Origin of the sequence: Sphingomonas pollutisoli, from assembly GCF_029167165.1 — a bacterium.
GTDB classification, from domain to species: domain Bacteria; phylum Pseudomonadota; class Alphaproteobacteria; order Sphingomonadales; family Sphingomonadaceae; genus Sphingomonas; species Sphingomonas pollutisoli.
This window is the reverse complement of record NZ_JARFNJ010000001.1, coordinates 136,164-153,606: the sequence shown is the minus strand read 5'-3', so window position 1 is coordinate 153,606 and position 17,443 is coordinate 136,164. Positions and strand designations below refer to the sequence as shown.

Annotated in this window: 17 protein-coding genes; 14 read left to right on the top strand and 3 right to left on the bottom strand. The window is 64.9% G+C overall.

From position 1 onward, the window contains the following. Nucleotides 1-51: 51 nt before the first annotated feature. Both poxB and PX554_RS00730 read right to left on the bottom strand, forming a co-directional pair. Nucleotides 52-1,773 carry a ubiquinone-dependent pyruvate dehydrogenase gene (poxB, locus tag PX554_RS00735; protein WP_275498102.1) on the bottom strand — a complete coding sequence of 574 codons (1,722 nt, stop codon included), beginning with the start codon at nucleotides 1,771-1,773 and terminating at the stop codon, nucleotides 52-54. 234 nt (nucleotides 1,774-2,007) lie between these two features. Beyond that, nucleotides 2,008-2,391: a response regulator transcription factor gene (locus tag PX554_RS00730; protein WP_275498100.1), complete on the bottom strand. Its 384-nt coding sequence runs from the start codon at nucleotides 2,389-2,391 to the stop codon at nucleotides 2,008-2,010. A 227-nt stretch (nucleotides 2,392-2,618) separates the two neighbouring features. Here PX554_RS00730 and cyoA point away from each other — a divergent pair, with 227 nt between their 5' ends. From cyoA to PX554_RS00705, 5 genes are all read left to right on the top strand, one after another. Continuing rightward, nucleotides 2,619-3,479: a ubiquinol oxidase subunit II gene (gene cyoA / locus PX554_RS00725; protein ID WP_275498097.1), complete on the top strand. Its 861-nt coding sequence runs from the start codon at nucleotides 2,619-2,621 to the stop codon at nucleotides 3,477-3,479. A 3-nt stretch (nucleotides 3,480-3,482) separates the two neighbouring features. Beyond that, nucleotides 3,483-5,486: a cytochrome o ubiquinol oxidase subunit I gene (gene cyoB / locus PX554_RS00720; protein WP_275498096.1), complete on the top strand. Its 2,004-nt coding sequence runs from the start codon at nucleotides 3,483-3,485 to the stop codon at nucleotides 5,484-5,486. After that, nucleotides 5,483-6,163 carry a cytochrome o ubiquinol oxidase subunit III gene (gene cyoC, locus PX554_RS00715; protein WP_275498094.1) on the top strand — a complete coding sequence of 227 codons (681 nt, stop codon included), beginning with the start codon at nucleotides 5,483-5,485 and terminating at the stop codon, nucleotides 6,161-6,163. The genes cyoB and cyoC overlap by 4 nt, the downstream gene beginning before the upstream one ends. Further along, entirely contained in the window at nucleotides 6,163-6,552 is a 390-nt protein-coding gene (gene cyoD / locus PX554_RS00710; protein WP_093226366.1) for a cytochrome o ubiquinol oxidase subunit IV, read from the top strand. The genes cyoC and cyoD overlap by 1 nt, the downstream gene beginning before the upstream one ends. A gap of 98 nt (nucleotides 6,553-6,650) precedes the next feature. Then, nucleotides 6,651-8,186: an aminoacyl--tRNA ligase-related protein gene (locus PX554_RS00705; protein ID WP_275498092.1), complete on the top strand. Its 1,536-nt coding sequence runs from the start codon at nucleotides 6,651-6,653 to the stop codon at nucleotides 8,184-8,186. Nucleotides 8,187-8,298: 112 nt separating this feature from the next. Here the strand turns inward: PX554_RS00705 and trhO are convergent, their stop codons facing one another. Further along, entirely contained in the window at nucleotides 8,299-9,240 is a 942-nt protein-coding gene (trhO, locus tag PX554_RS00700) for an oxygen-dependent tRNA uridine(34) hydroxylase TrhO (RefSeq protein WP_275498091.1), read from the bottom strand. Between the two features lie 343 nt (nucleotides 9,241-9,583). Here trhO and rpsL point away from each other — a divergent pair, with 343 nt between their 5' ends. From rpsL to rplB, 9 genes are all read left to right on the top strand, one after another. Then, a complete protein-coding gene (rpsL, locus tag PX554_RS00695; protein WP_093226361.1) occupies nucleotides 9,584-9,955 on the top strand; it encodes a 30S ribosomal protein S12 in 372 nt (123 codons plus the stop codon). Nucleotides 9,956-10,016: 61 nt separating this feature from the next. Continuing rightward, nucleotides 10,017-10,487: a 30S ribosomal protein S7 gene (gene rpsG / locus PX554_RS00690; RefSeq protein WP_275498087.1), complete on the top strand. Its 471-nt coding sequence runs from the start codon at nucleotides 10,017-10,019 to the stop codon at nucleotides 10,485-10,487. Between the two features lie 180 nt (nucleotides 10,488-10,667). Further along, nucleotides 10,668-12,764 carry an elongation factor G gene (fusA, locus tag PX554_RS00685; protein ID WP_093226357.1) on the top strand — a complete coding sequence of 699 codons (2,097 nt, stop codon included), beginning with the start codon at nucleotides 10,668-10,670 and terminating at the stop codon, nucleotides 12,762-12,764. Nucleotides 12,765-12,925: 161 nt separating this feature from the next. Beyond that, complete coding sequence (tuf, locus tag PX554_RS00680) at nucleotides 12,926-14,119, top strand: elongation factor Tu (protein ID WP_093226356.1); 1,194 nt, start codon at nucleotides 12,926-12,928, stop codon at nucleotides 14,117-14,119. Nucleotides 14,120-14,376: 257 nt separating this feature from the next. Next, entirely contained in the window at nucleotides 14,377-14,685 is a 309-nt protein-coding gene (gene rpsJ, locus PX554_RS00675; RefSeq protein ID WP_069206811.1) for a 30S ribosomal protein S10, read from the top strand. A gap of 207 nt (nucleotides 14,686-14,892) precedes the next feature. Continuing rightward, nucleotides 14,893-15,648: a 50S ribosomal protein L3 gene (rplC, locus tag PX554_RS00670; protein ID WP_093226401.1), complete on the top strand. Its 756-nt coding sequence runs from the start codon at nucleotides 14,893-14,895 to the stop codon at nucleotides 15,646-15,648. Between the two features lie 2 nt (nucleotides 15,649-15,650). Further along, complete coding sequence (gene rplD / locus PX554_RS00665) at nucleotides 15,651-16,277, top strand: 50S ribosomal protein L4 (RefSeq protein ID WP_093226354.1); 627 nt, start codon at nucleotides 15,651-15,653, stop codon at nucleotides 16,275-16,277. Next, nucleotides 16,270-16,584 (top strand): 50S ribosomal protein L23, encoded by a 315-nt coding sequence (locus tag PX554_RS00660; protein WP_093226353.1) that lies wholly within the window; start codon nucleotides 16,270-16,272, stop codon nucleotides 16,582-16,584. The genes rplD and PX554_RS00660 overlap by 8 nt, the downstream gene beginning before the upstream one ends. 4 nt (nucleotides 16,585-16,588) lie before the next feature. Further along, nucleotides 16,589-17,440 carry a 50S ribosomal protein L2 gene (gene rplB, locus PX554_RS00655; RefSeq protein WP_093226352.1) on the top strand — a complete coding sequence of 284 codons (852 nt, stop codon included), beginning with the start codon at nucleotides 16,589-16,591 and terminating at the stop codon, nucleotides 17,438-17,440. Nucleotides 17,441-17,443: the final 3 nt, after the last annotated feature.

Here is a 17,443-nt window from a genome sequence, read left to right as displayed (position 1 = left end):
CGCGGAGCGGCACGTTCGCGACGTGCCTCGGCAAGGGGGAAGGTTTGGCGATCAGCGTTGCAGGCTGGTCCGGGCAAGATCGATCAGTTCGCCGGCGCGCCCATCGAGCACCGCCTTCAGTGTAAAGAGCCCGAACTTGTGGATCTCGTCCAGCGTCACGGTCGGCGGCATCACCAATTCCTGCCGCGCGCTGACGACATCGAGCAGCACCGGTCCATCATGCGCGAGCATCGCCCGAACCGCGTCCGGCAAGTCCTGCGGCGTCTCGACACGAATGCCCTTGATGCCCATGGCTTCCGCCATCGCGGCGAAATCGGGGTTCTTGAGATCGACGTTGGTGTCGAGGAAACCCGACGCCTTCATCTCCAGCTCGACGAAGCCGAGCGTGCCATTGTTGAGCACTACGATCTTCACCGGCAGTCCGGTCTGGAGGAGCGTGACGAACTCGCCCATCATCATCGTGAACCCGCCGTCGCCCGAGAAGGAGATGACCTGCCGGCCCGGATGGGCGGCCTGCGCGCCGATCGCGTGCGGCATGGCGTTGGCCATCGAACCGTGGTTGAACGAGCCGATCAGCCGACGCTTACCGTTCATCTTCAGGTAGCGGGCGGCCCACGCCACCGGCGTGCCGACGTCGCAGGTGAAGATCGCATCGTCCGACGCGAGTTCGCTGACCACGCGGGACAGATATTGCGGATGGATCTGCCGGCTATGCGGGCCGCTTTCCGCCAGCGCGTCGAGTGCGGCGCGCGCCTCCTGATAGTCGTTCACCGCGCGGTCGAGATGCGTAGAATCCTTTTTCTCGGCGATGAGCGGCAGTAGCGCGTCGAGCGTGTCCTTGACCGTGCCGAGCACGCCCACATCGACCGGCGCGCGGTTGCCGAGCGCCTCGGGGCGAAGATCGATCTGGAGGATGCGCGCATCCTCCGGGTAGAATTGCCGGTACGGGAAGTCGGTGCCGAGCAGCAGCAGCGTGTCGCACGCCTTCATCGCGTGATAGCCCGAGGCGAAGCCGATCAGGCCGGTCATCCCGACATCATAAGGATTGTCGTACTCGACGAATTCCTTGCCGCGCAGCGTATGGACGATCGGCGCCTGCAGCTTGCGGGCGAGCGCGACGACCTGATCGTGCGCGCCCGCGCAGCCGGCGCCGCAGAACAGCGTCACGCGCTCGCCGGCATTGAGATTCGCGGCGAGCGCCCGAACGTCCGCCTCGGCGGGCCGAACGACGGGCAGATTGGGGACGACCAGCCCGGGGACCGGCTTGTCGAGCTTCTGGAGCGCGACATCGCCCGGAAGCACCACGACCGCCACGCCGCGCTTGGCCACCGCGACGCGCATCGCGCGCAACAGCACTTGCGGCAGTTGGTCCGCACGGCTCACCAGCTCGACGTAGTGGCTGCATTCCCGGAACAGGATTTGCGGATGCGTCTCCTGGAAATAGTCGATGCCGATCTCGGTGCTCGGAATGTGCGCGGCGATCGCCAGCACCGGCGCGCCGCTGCGATGCGCGTCGAACAGCCCGTTGATGAGGTGAAGGTTACCCGGCCCGCAACTGCCGGCGCACACGGCGAGCTCGCCGGTGAGTTGCGCTTCCGCCGCCGCCGAGAAAGCGGCGCCCTCCTCGTTGCGGACATGCACCCAGTCGATCGTCCGCAGGCGGCGCAACGAATCGGTGAAGCCGTTGAGCGAATCCCCCACCACGCCGTAGATCCGCTTGACGCCTGCCGCGGAGAGCGTCTCCGCCATGTAATCCGCTGCCGTCCTGCCCATTGTCGTTCCTTTCGAAACCGGCGCGGGCTCACGCGGAGCGCCCCGGGGATGATGATGCCAACGGTCGTACCGGACCCGCCGAGGTCGAACTCGTGCCCGACCGGATCGGCATACCGACCGACACGGGTCATTTACCGGCCGCCGCTGCCGGACTGAATCACCCTTTGGTTTAGTCGCTCGCTTGGGCGTCCGGGACGGCGGGGATCATTCGGCCCCGCTACTTTCAAGCGACGCTCAATGGTGCGGCCGGTCTCTTCCGGTAATGCTCTCGATCGCGTCAAGCAGGTGATCCGGGTCGATCGGTTTGGTGAGAAACGCGATCGCGCCGGCGCGCATCGCTTGCTCGCGCGCTTCGGGCGTGGGGAAGGCGGTCATCAGGATCATCGGGTGCGGCCATCCGCGTCGCTTCATCTCGCGCTGAAGGTCGAGACCGGAAAGACCGGGCATGTGGATGTCGGTGACGATGCACGCGAGTTCGCCCTCCATGCCCGAGGTGAGCAGGCCTTCGGCGCTTTCGAACGCCATCGTCGCCATGCCGATGGAGCGGATGAAGCTGTCGATGCTCCCGCGTATCGCGGGATCGTCGTCGACCACGCCGATGGTGGATGGAGGCGGCATAAGGAGTCTTTCAGCGTGGGATACGGACGTCGGGCCTGTTTCCCCAAGCTCTTCGCCGATCGAAACCCCGCTGGCTATCATACGGAGGTTTCTAGCCGCCCCGCGCTTCGCATCTTCGATGTAACAAAGCGAAGGCTCCTTCGTTCAGCCACTTTAAGCAATATCAAGAACCGGGGGACGCGATCATGATACGAGAACGGCCCAGCCGATCGCGCGCGGCGACAGCGATGCCGCTCTGTATCTTGCTGATGCTGCCCGGCTGTGCGGGCGGTGTGCTCGATCCGCGGGGCCCGGTGAGTGCCGCCGAGAAGCTGATCCTGCTCAACTCGCTCGCGATCATGCTCGCGATCGTGATCCCGACGATCATCGGGACGCTGGCGGTGGCATGGTGGTTCCGCGCCTCCAACACGCGCGCGCGCTACCGTCCGAGCTGGTCCTACTCGGGTCGGATCGAACTGGTGACATGGTCGATCCCGGCGATGGTCGTGCTGTTGCTCGGCGGTATCGGCTGGGTCGGCAGCCACGATCTCGATCCGCCCAAGCCGCTGGTTTCCAAGACCGAGCCGATCACCGTTCAGGTCGTGTCGCTCGACTGGAAATGGCTGTTCATCTACCCCGATCTCGGCATCGCCAGCGTCAACCGCCTCGTCGTGCCGAGCGGTACGCCGATCAGTTTCCAACTGACCTCGGCCACGGTGATGAACAGCTTCTTCGTGCCGCAGCTTGGCGGCCAGATCTATACGATGGCGGGGATGACCACCCGACTGCATCTCCAGGCCGATCGTCCCGGCAGCTATCAGGGCCTGTCGGCGCAGTTCAGCGGCGATGGCTTTTCGCGCATGCGCTTCACCGTCGATGCCGTTCCGGACGCGCAGTTCGCGCGGTGGGCGGCGCAGGCGAAAGGCGGGGCTCCGGTACTCGACGCGGCCTCCTATGCGGCGCTGCGCGAACCGAGCCAGGGGCTGGCGCCGTTCACCTACGGCGCGGTCGCCCCCGGCCTGTTCGATGCCATCGTCGGGCAGAAGTCGGCGCCGCCCAGCGCCGATACAGTCGATACAACCGCGTCCATTCCCGGCAAGAAGGTCTGACCGATGCTCGGCAAGCTAAACTGGAGCGCGATACCGTTCGGCGAGCCGATCCCGCTGGTCACGGGCTGCGTCGTCGTGCTCGTCCTCGCGGCGGTGCTCGGGCTCATCACGCTCAAGGGCTGGTGGCCGTATCTGTGGCGCGAGTGGATCACCTCGGTCGATCACAAGCGGATCGGCGTGATGTACTGCATGCTCGCGCTGGTCATGCTGCTGCGGGGCTTTTCCGATGCGATCATGATGCGCTCGCACCTCGCGATCGCGGCGGGCACATCACAAGGCTATCTGCCGCCCGGCCATTACGACCAGATATTCTCCGCCCACGGCACGATCATGATCTTCTTCACGGCGATGCCCTTCGTCGTCGGGCTGATGAACTTCGTCGTGCCGCTGCAACTCGGCGTGCGCGACGTCGCGTTCCCGACGCTCAATTCGGTCAGTTTCTGGCTGACCGCGAGCGGGGTGCTTCTCACCAACATGAGCCTCGTGATCGGTGAGTTCGCGCGCACCGGCTGGCTGGCGTATCCACCGCTGTCCGAACTGCGATTCTCCGCCGGCGTGGGCGTCGACTATTATCTCTGGTCGCTCCAGATCGCCGGGGTCGGCACCTTGCTGTCCGGCATCAATCTGGTGACGACCATCCTCAAGATGCGCGCGCCGGGGATGACCTACACGCGCATGCCGATGTTCTGCTGGACCGCGCTCGCCTCGAACCTGCTGATCGTCGCGGCCTTTCCGATCCTGACCGCCACGCTCGCGATGCTCACGCTCGACCGGTATCTCGGCTTCCATTTCTTCACCAACGATGGCGGCGGTAACGCCATGATGTACATCAACCTGATCTGGGCGTGGGGCCACCCCGAGGTGTATATTCTGGTGCTGCCGGTGTTCGGCGTCTTCTCGGAGGTGATTTCGACCTTCTCCAGCAAGGCGCTGTTCGGCTATCGCTCGATGGTGCTGGCGACGATGTGCATCTGCGTGCTGTCGTTCCTGGTCTGGCTGCACCATTTCTTCACGATGGGCGCCGGCGCCGACGTCAACGGCTTTTTCGGCGTGATGACGATGATTATCGCGGTCCCGACCGGCGTGAAGATCTTCAACTGGCTGTTCACCATGTACGGCGGGCGGGTGCGCTTCGAAGTGCCGATGCTATGGTCGGTCGGCTTCATGGTGACGTTCGTGATCGGCGGGATGACCGGCGTGCTGCTGGCGGTGCCGCCGGCCGATTTCATGCTGCACAATTCGCTGTTCCTGGTCGCGCATTTCCACAACGTCATCATCGGCGGTGTGCTGTTCGGGGCGTTCGCCGGCTATACCTATTGGTTCCCCAAGGCGTTCGGCTTCAAGCTCCACGACGGGCTCGGCCGCGCGGCGTTCTGGTGCTGGCTGACCGGCTTCTACATCGCCTTCATGCCGCTCTACGCGCTGGGTCTGATGGGGGCGACCCGGCGGATGCAGCATTATGACGACATGAACTGGCAGCCATTGATGATCGCCGCCTTCGTCGGCGCGCTCATCATCCTCGCCGGGATCGGCTGTCAGGCGCTCCAGCTCGTCGTCTCGATCCGCCAGCGCGATCGGAACCGCGACCTTTCCGGCGATCCATGGGACGGCCGCAGCCTCGAATGGTCGACCACCTCGCCGCCGCCGCCGTTCAATTTCGCGGTTCTGCCCGACGTTCAGGGGGAGGAGGCGTATTGGGGCGTCAAGCAGAGCGCGATCGAGGACCAGCGGCTCGCCGACGAACCCGAATATGAACCGATCGAGATGCCCCGAAACACTGCAACCGGCTTCGTCACCGCGTTCTTCGCGACCGTCACCGGGTTCGCGCTGATCTGGCACATCTGGTGGTTGGTGATTCTCGGGTTGGTCGGCGCCTACGCGGTATTCGTCGTCTTCGCCTGGCGGGAGGAGGAGGAATATGTGATCCCGGCGGACAAGGTCGCCGCGATCGACCGCGAGCGCCGCCGTTCCCGTGAACAGCTTCTCGCCGCCCGGAGGGCCGCATGACCGCGACGACCGAATGGCGAGACACGCGACCGCCCACCAACGACCCCCATCGGATCGGTCGCGGCGCCGGCGGAGGGGGCGGCGACCGCGTCACCGGCCATGGCGCCGGCGGGCCGGCCGACAAGCGCACCGTGGTCGGCTTCGGCTTCTGGATCTTCCTGCTGTCCGACATCGTCATGTTCTCGGCGATCTTCGCGACCTATGCGGTGATCGAAGGTGCGACCGACGGCGGACCCACCGCGCGGCAGTTGTTCGATATCGACAATGCGTGGGTCGAGACGGTGTGCCTGTTGTTCTCCAGCTTCACCTGCGGGCTGGCGACGATCGCGGCGGAGCGGCGGAGCGCTGTATGGACGCAGGTCTTCCTGCTTGCGACGGGCCTCCTGGGCGCCGTGTTCCTCGCGCTCGAACTGCGCGAGTTCATCGATCTCATCGGTCGCGGCGCCGGGCCGCAGCGCTCCGCGTTCCTGTCCGGTTTCTTCACTTTGGTCGGCTGCCACGGGCTTCACGTCACCGCCGGACTGCTGTGGCTCGGTACGATGATGGCGCAGGTCTGGACACGCGGTTTCAAGCCCAACATCGCGCGCCGGCTGATGTGCTTCAGCCTGTTCTGGCATGCGCTCGATATCATTTGGGTCGCGCTGTTCACGATCGTCTATCTGTTTGGAGTTCGGTGATGAGCGATCGAGATCATCAGCGTGAGGACGATCGGACGCCCGGCAGCCATCAAGCCTCGGTGCTCGTCCAGGTCGCCACCTATACCCTCGGGCTCGTGCTCGCGCTCGGGCTGACGGCGATCTCATTCTGGGCGGTAAGGACGCATATGCTGTGGGGGCCGGGCGTGCCGATCGGGCTGTGCGTGCTCGCGATCGCGCAGATGGGCATTCATCTGGTGTTCTTCCTGCATATCACCAGCGGCCCCGACAACACCAACAACCTGCTGGCGCTCGCGTTCGGCGTGCTGATCGTCTTCCTCGTGGTCGCCGGCTCGCTGTGGATCATGTCGAACCTCAACGCCAACATGATGCCGATGCCGGCGATGATGTCACCACAGGCCCAGCCGTGACGGGCGACGGCTCTCCGCCAATCGGTCGATCGCGCCGGAACGGGAGCGGATCTCGCAGGGGGTGACGCGGGCGCGGCCAAGCGCTATCGGCGCGCACCATGATCAAGCACGCCCTTCCCGTCTCGCGCGAAGCCGATTTCGCCGCCTGGTATCAGACCGTCATCACCGAGGCCGACATGGCCGAGGAATCGGGGGTGCGCGGCTGCATGGTGATCCGGCCGTGGGGGTACGGCATCTGGGAGCGGATGCAGCGGCTGCTCGATGACCGCATCAAGGCGACCGGCCACGAGAATTGCTATTTCCCGCTGTTCATCCCGCTCTCCTACTTCGAGAAGGAGGCCGAGCATGTCGATGGCTTCGCCAAGGAAATGGCGGTCGTCACGCACCACCGGCTGATCGCGGACGGCAAGGGCGGACTCGTGCCCGATCCCGCCGCCAGGCTGGAGGAGCCGCTGGTCGTGCGGCCGACCTCGGAAACGGTGATCGGCACCGCCTTCGCGCGCTGGGTGCAATCGTGGCGTGATCTGCCGGTGCTCATCAACCAATGGGCGAACGTCGTTCGGTGGGAGATGCGCACGCGTATGTTCCTGCGCACCGCCGAGTTCCTCTGGCAGGAAGGCCATACCGCGCACGCCAGCGAAGCCGAGGCGCGCGAGGAAACCTTGCGGATGCTCGAAGTGTACCGTGAGTTCGCCGAGGACTGCGTCGCGCTGCCGGTGATCGCCGGCGAGAAGCCCGAGAACGAGCGCTTCCCCGGCGCGGTCGCGACCTATTCGATCGAGGCGATGATGCAGGACGGCAAGGCGCTCCAGGCGGGCACCTCGCATTTCCTCGGCACCAATTTCTCCAAGGCGCAGAACATCACCTTCCAGAATGCGGAAGGTCAGGTCGAGCTGGCGCACACGACGAGCTGGGGCGTTTCGACGCGGATGATCGGCGGGCTCATCATGGTCCACGGTGACGACGACGGCCTTCGCGTGCCGCCGCGCGTGGCACCGTGGCAGATCGTGATCGTGCCGATGCTGCGCGACCAGCCCGAGGATGCGGCGATCGTCGACTATTGCAAGGCGCTCCGTGCCGAACTCGGCGCGCTGACCGCGCTCGGCGAACCGGTGCGCGCGCTGCTCGATCTCAAGGCGGTCAAGGCCGCGACCAAGCGCTGGGGCTGGGTCAAGAAGGGCGCGCCGATCGTGATCGAGGTCGGCGGGCGCGACGTGGCGGGCGGCAACGTCTCGGTGATCCGTCGCGACCGGCTGTACCGCGAGGATGGCAAGCTCGACAGCGCGGTGGTGGCGAAGGGCGATTTCGTGCGCGACGCGGCGGCGATGCTGGCCGAGATCCAGCAGGTGCTCTACGCCGACGCCAAGGCGCGGCTCGACGCCAATATCGTCCGCGACGTGACCGACTTCGCCGGCGTCGAGGCGTTCTTCGCGGAAGGCGTCAAGAACCCGGGCTTCCTCGAAGTGCAATGGTCCAAGCCGACCGGCGCGGCGCTGGAAAAGGTGGTCGAGCGTCTCAAAGCGCTCAAGCTGACGCTGCGCAACGTTCCCGCCGATGCGGCGCCCGCCGATGGCGTGTGCGTGTTCACCGGTGATGCTGCGGTCGAGCGGGTGATCGTGGGTCGGGCGTACTGATGCCCGTCGCCCCGGCGCAGGCCGGGGCCGCTGGATAGCTTGGCGGGCCGGACGCCCTGCGCATAGCGGCCCTGGCCTGCGCCGGGGCGACGGCTATGGCTCTACCGATGCCTTAAGAACGCGGGTCGAACTTTGGAGCAGCGCCGACATGGGCCTCGCCGCGCGACTCGGCGAGTTTCACCTGGCGGTGCCGTTCGGCAAGCCGTGCGCGCTTTTCCGCGTCACGCGTGCCATGGCAGGCGGGGCAACTCACCCCTTCCTCGTAAAGCGGTGAGGCGAGATCTTCCGGGCTGACCGGCATCCGGCACGCGCGGCACAGCGCATGGCTGCCGGGCGAAAGACCGTGGCCGACCGCGACTCGCTCGTCGAACACGAAGCATTCGCCCTGCCAGCGGCTTTCCTCGGCGGGCACCTCTTCGAGATATTTGAGAATGCCGCCATGCAGGTGGAACACCGAATCGAACCCCTGCGCCTTCACGAACGCGGTCGCCTTCTCGCAGCGGATGCCGCCGGTGCAGAACATCGCGATCGTCTTGCCGGCGAGGTCGGTTTGGTGTTCGCGGAACCAGCGGGGGAAGTCGCTGAACGTGTCGGTACCGGGGTCGATCGCGCCTTCGAAGCTGCCGACGCGCACCTCGTAAGCGTTGCGCGTGTCGATCACCACCGTGTCAGGACGCGCGATCAGCGCGTTCCAGTCGGCGGGCGCGACATAGGTACCGACATCCTCAAGCGGATCGATCTCGGGTTCGCCCATCGTCACGATCTCGCGCTTGAGGCGCACCTTGAGCCGGTGGAACGGCATCTCGGTGGCATGCGCATATTTGATCTCGGCTCCCGCGCAGCCGGGCAACGCGCGGATCGCCGTGACGACCGTCTCGATCGCGGCGTCGCCGCCGGCGATCGTACCATTGATCCCTTCGCGCGCGAGCAGCAAGGTGCCCTTGATGCCGAGCCCGGCGCAGAGATCGTGCAGGCGCGCGCGCAGCGTGGCGGGATCGTCGAAGCGGGCGAATCGGTAGAGCGCGGCGACACGGATGGGCAGGGGGGCATTCATCGCGCGCTCGCTAGAGGAATTTGTCGGGTGCCGTCAAAGCCACCGTCGCCCCGGCGCAGGCGGGGCCGCTGTGTTTAGGAGGAAATCGGCCTGCCAAGCCATCCAGCGGCCCCGGCCTGTGCCGGGGCGACGCGCCGGCATTGACGGTTTTCGACTCCCCCTGTATAGGCGCCGCTGCTCGCATGAGGACTGACGTTTTCATGTGGGTGCTTGAACATTGCTGGATGCATTCAGGGCCAGGGGGAATCGCACGATTCCCGAAGGCCCTTTTGTATTCCCCAAATTGTTCCGGGGGGGCGTCATGGCTCCAGCAAAGTAACCAACTCTCAAGGTGAAGAGATTCATGCCGACGATCAATCAGTTGGTCCGCAAGGGCCGCGATCCGCAGAAGGCCAAGTCCAAGGTTCCTGCGATGGAAGCCAATCCGCAGAAGCGTGGCGTTTGCACCCGCGTCTACACGACGACCCCGAAGAAGCCGAACTCGGCGCTGCGCAAGGTAGCCAAGGTCCGCCTGACCAACAGCCGCGAAGTCATCAGCTACATCCCGGGCGAGGGCCACAACCTGCAGGAGCACTCGGTGGTGCTGATCCGCGGCGGCCGCGTTCGCGATCTTCCCGGCGTGCGCTACCACGTTCTGCGTGGCGTGCTCGATACGCAGGGCGTCAAGGACCGCAAGCAGTCGCGTTCGAAGTACGGCGCCAAGCGTCCGAAGTAATCCGCCAGAGTAAGCCCCGGACAGGTTCCGGACCGGCTGAAGCACAGATAAGGAATTTGAAATGGCACGTCGTCGTCGGCCCGAAAAGCGGGTCATCCTGCCCGATCCCCAGTATGGGGACGAGGTTCTCTCCAAGTTCATGAACAGCGTGATGCTCGACGGCAAGAAGTCCGTCGCCGAAGGCATCGTCTATACCGCGCTCGCCACCGTCGAGCAGCGTGCGAAGAAGGATCCGCTCGGCGTGTTCCACGACGCGCTGGCGAACGTGAAGCCGGGCATCGAGGTCCGCAGCCGCCGCGTCGGCGGCGCGACCTACCAGGTGCCGGTCGAGGTTCGTCCCGAGCGTGCGCAGGCGCTGGCGATCCGCTGGCTGATCTCGGCGGCGCGCTCGCGCAGCGAGAACACCATGTCGGCGCGTCTCTCGGGCGAGCTGCTCGACGCGTCGAACAATCGCGGCAACGCGGTGAAGAAGCGCGAAGACACGCACCGCATGGCCGAGGCCAACCGCGCCTTCTCGCATTATCGCTGGTAATGACTATATGAGGTGAGGGGATTCGTTCCCCTCACCCCAACATCCGTTCGCCCTGAGCGTAGTCGAAGGGCACGAGGCGCGGTTCGAGGCTTGGGCTTCGACTTCGCTCAGCCCGAACGGGGGTTGCGCAAAGAACGCCTACCAATTCATCGCCGCCCAGGCACCCAGGAGTGACGCATCATGGCCCGCAGCCATCCGCTCGAACGCTATCGCAACATCGGCATCATGGCGCATATCGACGCCGGCAAGACGACGACGACCGAGCGCATCCTTTACTACACCGGCAAGTCCTACAAGATCGGCGAAGTGCACGAAGGCACCGCGACGATGGACTGGATGGTTCAGGAGCAGGAGCGCGGCATCACGATCACGTCCGCTGCGACCACCTGCAAGTGGCGCGCCGAGGACGGCAAGGGCGACGAGCACCTCATCAACATCATCGACACGCCGGGCCACGTTGACTTCACGATCGAGGTCGAGCGTTCGCTGCGCGTGCTCGACGGCGCGGTCGCGTGCTTCGACGGCGTTGCCGGTGTCGAGCCGCAGTCCGAGACGGTGTGGCGCCAGGCCGACAAGTACGGCGTGCCGCGGATGTGCTTCATCAACAAGCTCGACCGCACCGGCGCGAATTTCGACTTCTGCGTCAACTCGATCATCGAGCGCCTCGGCGCAAAGCCGGCCGTTCTCTACTTGCCGATCGGCATGGAAGGCGATTTCAAGGGCCTGGTCGATCTCGTCAACAACCGCGCGATCATCTGGCTCGAGGAGAGCCTGGGCGCGAAGTTCGAATATCAGGACATCCCCGCCGAGCTGGCCGACAAGGCCGCTGCGGCGCGTGAGGCGTTGATCGAACTGGTCGTCGAGCAGGACGACGCGGCGATGGAGGCGTATCTCGAAGGCGAAATGCCCGACGTCGCGACGCTCAAGAAGCTGATCCGCAAGGGCACGCTCAACATGACGTTCGTTCCGGTCGTCTGCGGCTCGGCGTTCAAGAACAAGGGCGTGCAGCCGCTGCTCGACGCGGTGGTCGATTATCTGCCGAGTCCGCTCGACGTTCCGGCGATCAAGGGCGTCAAGCTCGACGGCGAGACGCCGGACGAGCGCGCTTCGGACGACAACGTGCCGTTCGCGGCGCTCGCGTTCAAGGTGATGAACGATCCGTTCGTCGGCACGCTGACTTTCGCGCGCATCTACTCGGGCAAGCTCGAAACCTCCTCGCAGGTCACCAACACGGTGAAGGACAAGAAGGAGAAGGTCGGTCGTATGCTGCTGATGCATGCGAACGAGCGTGAGGACATCCAGGTGGCCTATGCGGGCGACATCGTCGCGTTGGCCGGCCTCAAGGACACCACGACTGGCGACACGCTCTGCGCGCCGTCGGCGCCGATCATCCTCGAGCGGATGGAATTCCCCGAGCCGGTCATCGAGCTGTCGGTCGAGCCCAAGACCAAGGCCGACCAGGAGAAGATGGGCGTCGCGCTCAACCGTCTCGCGCGCGAGGATCCCTCGTTCCGCGTGTCGTCTGACGCCGAGAGCGGCCAGACGATCATCAAGGGCATGGGCGAACTCCATCTCGAGATCATCGTCGATCGCATGAAGCGCGAGTTCAAGGTCGAGGCCAATGTCGGCGCGCCGCAGGTGGCGTATCGCGAGTATCTCGCGAAGCCGGTCGACATCGACTACACGCACAAGAAGCAGTCGGGCGGCACCGGTCAGTTCGGTCGCGTCAAGGTGAAGCTGACGCCGGGCGAGCGCGGTTCGGGCATCATCTTCAAGGACGAGATCAAGGGCGGTAACATTCCCAAGGAATATATCCCCGCGATCGAGAAGGGCTTCCGCGAGACGGCGGCCACGGGCTCGCTGGTCGGCTTCCCGATCATCGACTTCGAGATTCTGCTGTATGACGGTGCGTACCATGACGTCGACTCGTCGGCGCTGGCGTTCGAAATCACCGGCCGCGCCGCGATGCGCGAAGCGGCACAGAAGGCGGGCATCAAGCTGCTCGAGCCGATCATGAAGGTCGAGGTCGTCACTCCCGAGGATTATCTCGGCGACGTCATCGGCGACATGAACAGCCGCCGCGGCCAGATCCAGGGCACCGACACGCGCGGCAACGCGCAGTCGGTCGAGGCGATGGTGCCGCTGGCCAACATGTTCGGCTACGTCAACTCGCTGCGCTCGTTCACGCAGGGCCGCGCGCAGTACAGCATGCAGTTCTCGCATTATGACGAAGTTCCGCAGAACGTGGCGGACGAAGTCAAGGCGAAGCTGGCCTGATCGGAGCCGGCACGCGGCGCCCGGCGCCGCGTGCCGATCCACAACGCGCTTGACGTTGCGTATTAAGACACGCAGGGCTGGCGCAATTCTTTTTGAGCCGCTATGGGGCCGCTTTCGCGCGGCAATCCCGGCACGGAAACGATCAATTAAGGTAGGGAATCATGGCTAAAGCAAAGTTCGAGCGGACTAAGCCGCATCTCAACATCGGCACCATCGGTCACGTCGATCATGGCAAGACCTCGCTGACCGCAGCGATCACGAAGGTTCTGGCCGAGACCGGCGGCGCGACGTTCGTCGACTATGCCAACATCGACAAGGCCCCGGAAGAGCGCGAGCGCGGCATCACGATCTCGACCGCGCACGTCGAGTATGAGACGACCGCGCGTCACTATGCGCACGTCGATTGCCCGGGCCACGCCGACTATGTGAAGAACATGATCACCGGCGCCGCGCAGATGGACGGCGCGATCCTCGTCGTTTCGGCGACCGACGGCCCGATGCCGCAGACCCGCGAGCACATCCTGCTCGCCCGCCAGGTCGGCGTGCCGACGATGGTCGTGTTCATGAACAAGGTCGATCTGGTCGATGACGCCGAGATCCTCGAGCTCGTCGAGCTGGAAATCCGCGAGCTGCTGTCGTCGTATGATTTCGACGGCGACAACATCCCCGTCATCGCCGGTTCGGCGGTCAAGGCGCTCGACGGTTCGGACGACAAGATCGGCAAGGAAGCCGTTCTGAAGCTGATGGAAGCGGTCGACACCTATCTGCCGCAGCCCGAGCGTCCGCTCGACAAGCCGTTCATGATGCCGATCGAAGACGTGTTCTCGATCTCGGGTCGCGGCACGGTCGTCACCGGCCGAGTCGAGACCGGCGTCGTCAAGGTCGGCGAGGAAGTCGAGATCGTCGGCATCCACCCGTCGGTCCGCAAGACCACGGTCACCGGCGTCGAAATGTTCCGCAAGCTGCTCGATCAGGGCCAGGCCGGCGACAACATCGGCGCGCTGATCCGCGGCGTCGGCCGTGAAGAGGTCGAGCGTGGCCAGGTGCTCTGCAAGCCCGGCTCGATCAAGCCGCACACCGACTTCTCGTCGGAAGTGTACGTGCTGTCGAAGGACGAAGGCGGCCGCCACACGCCGTTCTTTGCCAACTATCGTCCGCAGTTCTACTTCCGCACGACGGACGTGACCGGCACCGTCGAGCTGCCCGAGGGCACCGAGATGGTCATGCCTGGCGACAACATCGCGCTCGGCGTGAAGCTGATCGCCCCGATCGCTATGGACGTGGGCCAGCGCTTCACGATCCGCGAGGGTGGTCGTACGGTTGGTTCGGGTATCGTCAGCGGTATCTCGAAGTAATCCGACGCTTCTAAAAAAAGTTTGCCGCCCGCGTCTCACAAGAGGCGCGGGCGGTTGCTTTTTATAGGAGGCGCCTGTAATGGCGCGCCTCCGGTTTTGAACTGAACAATCAGCGGTGGCCCCAGTCCACTTCGTCACCCCAGCGCAAGCTGGGGTCTCTCGCCTCCGGCCTCGCGGCTGTGGCACAAGATCCCAGCTTTCGCTGGGATGACGGAGCAGGAGGAAAGTCACCCCGCTCTTTCGCATTGGTAGGGTACATGGACAGCAACATCCGCATTCGCCTTAAGGCGTTCGATCATCGCGTGCTCGATCAGGCTGCCGGCGACATCGCCGACACCGCCCGCCGCACCGGCGCACTCATCCGTGGCCCGATTCCTCTGCCGACTCACATCGACAAGTTCACGGTCAACCGTGGCCCGCACATCGACAAGAAGTCGCGCGAGCAGTTCGAGACGCGCACCTACAAGCGCCTGCTCGACATCGTGCAGCCGACCCCGCAGACCGTCGATGCGCTGATGAAGCTCGACCTCGCGGCCGGTGTTGACGTCGAGATCAAGCTCGCGTAAACGCGCCGCTTCAAGAGATTCGACCCTGTAACCGGGGCGGATAGGGATACCGCCGGGCTTGCTCGGGTCTGCGTCCCCCGACAGGCTTCCTGCCTCAAGGAAGCTCCAGCCCGGGTCGGGGCCGACGCAGTATAAATGTTTTCGGGTTGAGCACGCACGCTGCGGAATCGTCCGTGGCGTGCCTCTGTTATGGAAAGGGATCAGATCATGCGCACTGGCGTGATCGCGAAGAAGATGGGGATGACGCGTCTGTTCCAGGACGATGGTCGGCACGTGCCGGTCACGGTTCTGCAGCTCGACAATCTCCAGGTCGTGGCCGTTCGCGAGGCCGATCGTGATGGGTATGTCGCCGTCCAGTTGGGCGCTGGCGTTGCCAAAGCAAAGAACGTTTCGAAGCCGCAGCGCGGCCACTTCGGCAAGTCCGAAGTCGAGCCCAAGGCGATCGTCCGTGAATTCCGTGTCGCCGAGGACGCCGTCCTCGAAGTCGGCGCCGAGATCTCGGCCGATCACTATGTCGCTGGCCAGATCGTCGACGTTCAGGGCTACACGCAGGGCAAGGGCTTCCAGGGCGGTATGAAGCGCTGGGGCTTCGGCGGTCTGCGCGCGACGCACGGTGTCTCGGTCTCGCACCGCTCGCTCGGTTCGACCGGTCAGCGCCAGGATCCGGGCAAGGTCTTCAAGAACAAGAAGATGGCCGGCCACATGGGTGACGCGCAGCGCACCCAGCAGAACCTCGAGATCGTCTCGACCGACGTCGAGCGCGGCCTGATCTTCGTCAAGGGCTCGGTGCCCGGCTCGAAGGGCGGCTGGCTGCTCGTCAAGGACGCGGTCAAGGTCGCTCGTCCGGCTGCCGCTCCGTACCCCGCCGGCCTCAAGGCCGCTCAGAACAACAACGATGCGCCCGCAGAGACGCCCGCCGAGACGGTGGACGATGCAGCGGCCACCGACGGCCAGGAGGGCTGATCGTGAAGGTTAAGCTTCAATCCTTCGCCGGTACCGCGGACAGCGATATCGAGCTCAACGACGAGGTCTTCGGCCTCGACCCGCGTGGTGACATTCTTCACCGCGTCGTCACCTGGCAGCTCGAGAAGCGCCGTGCGACGGCCAGCGGCACGCGTGAGCGCGCCGACGTGGCGCGCTCGGGCAAGAAGTTCGGTCGCCAGAAGGGTGGCGGTACCGCCCGTCACGGCGATCGCCGCGCTCCGGTGTTCATCGGCGGTGGTAAGGCGCACGGTCAGCGGACCCGCGACTTCAATCCGTCGCTGAACAAGAAGATCCGCGCGCTCGGTCTCAAGATGGCGCTCAGCAGCCACGCCAAGGCCGGCTCGCTGGTCGTTCTGGACAGCCTCGCGGTTGCCGAGGGCAAGACCAAGACGCTGATCGCCGACTGGGCGAAGCTCGGCACCGGCAAGACGGCGCTGGTCATCGACGGTGACACGGTCGAGACGACGTTCGCGCTCGCCGCGGGCAACCTGTCGACGATCAACGTGCTGCCGGCCGCCGGCGCCAACGTCTATGACATTCTGAAGCACGACACGCTGGTTCTCACCCGCGCTGCCGTTGAAAAGCTGGAGGCGCGCTTCAATGGCTAAGAAGCAGAAGGGCGATATTGCGATCCGTCACTATGACGTGATCGTTGCGCCGCACATCACCGAAAAGGCGACCCTGCTCTCCGAGCACAACGCCGTCGTGTTCAAGGTCGCGAACGATGCCACCAAGCCTGAGATCAAGGCTGCGGTCGAGGCGCTGTTCGGGGTGAACGTCACTGGCGTGAACACCATTGTCCAGAAGGGCAAGACCAAGAAGTGGAAGGGCGCGGACTATACGCGCTCGGACGTCAAGAAAGCGATCGTGACGTTGAAGGACGGCCAGTCCATCGACGTGACGACGGGGATCTGATCCGATGGCATTGAAGCATTATAACCCGACGAGCCCGGCGCGCCGTGGTCTCATCCTGGTCGACCGTTCCGGCCTGCACAAGGGCGGCCCCGTCAAGGCGCTGACCGAAGGCAAGCGCAAGACCGGTGGTCGCAACAACAAGGGCCATGTCACGTCGCGCGGCATCGCCGGCGGCCACAAGCAGCGCTACCGGATCATCGATTTCAAGCGTCGCCTGTGGGATGTCGAAGGCACGGTCGAGCGGATCGAATATGATCCCAACCGCACCGCGTTCATCGCGCTCATCAACTATGGCGCCGATGCCGCGGGCAAGGTCAACCAGGCTTACATCATCGCGCCGCAGCGGCTCGCGGTCGGCGACAAGGTGATCGCCGGCAAGAAGACCGACGTGAAGCCCGGCAATGCGATGGAGCTCGGCCAGATCCCGGTCGGCACGATCGTCCACAATGTCGAGATGAAGCCCGGCAAGGGTGGTCAGCTCGCGCGCTCGGCCGGCACCTATGTGCAGGTCGTCGGCCGCGACAAGGGCATGGTGATGATCCGCCTCAACTCGGGCGAGCAGCGCTATATCCACGCGGGCTGCATGGCCACGATCGGTGCGGTGTCGAACCCCGACAACGGCAACACCAACCTCGCCAAGGCCGGCCGCAACCGCTGGCTGGGCATCCGCCCGCTGACGCGCGGCGTCGCGAAGAACCCGGTCGACCATCCGCACGGCGGTGGTGAAGGCCGGACCTCGGGTGGCCGTCATCCGGTCACGCCGTGGGGCAAGCCGACCAAGGGTGCGCGCACCCGTCACAACAAGTCGACCGACAAGATGATCATCCGGTCGCGTCACGCGAAGAAGAAGGGCTAAACG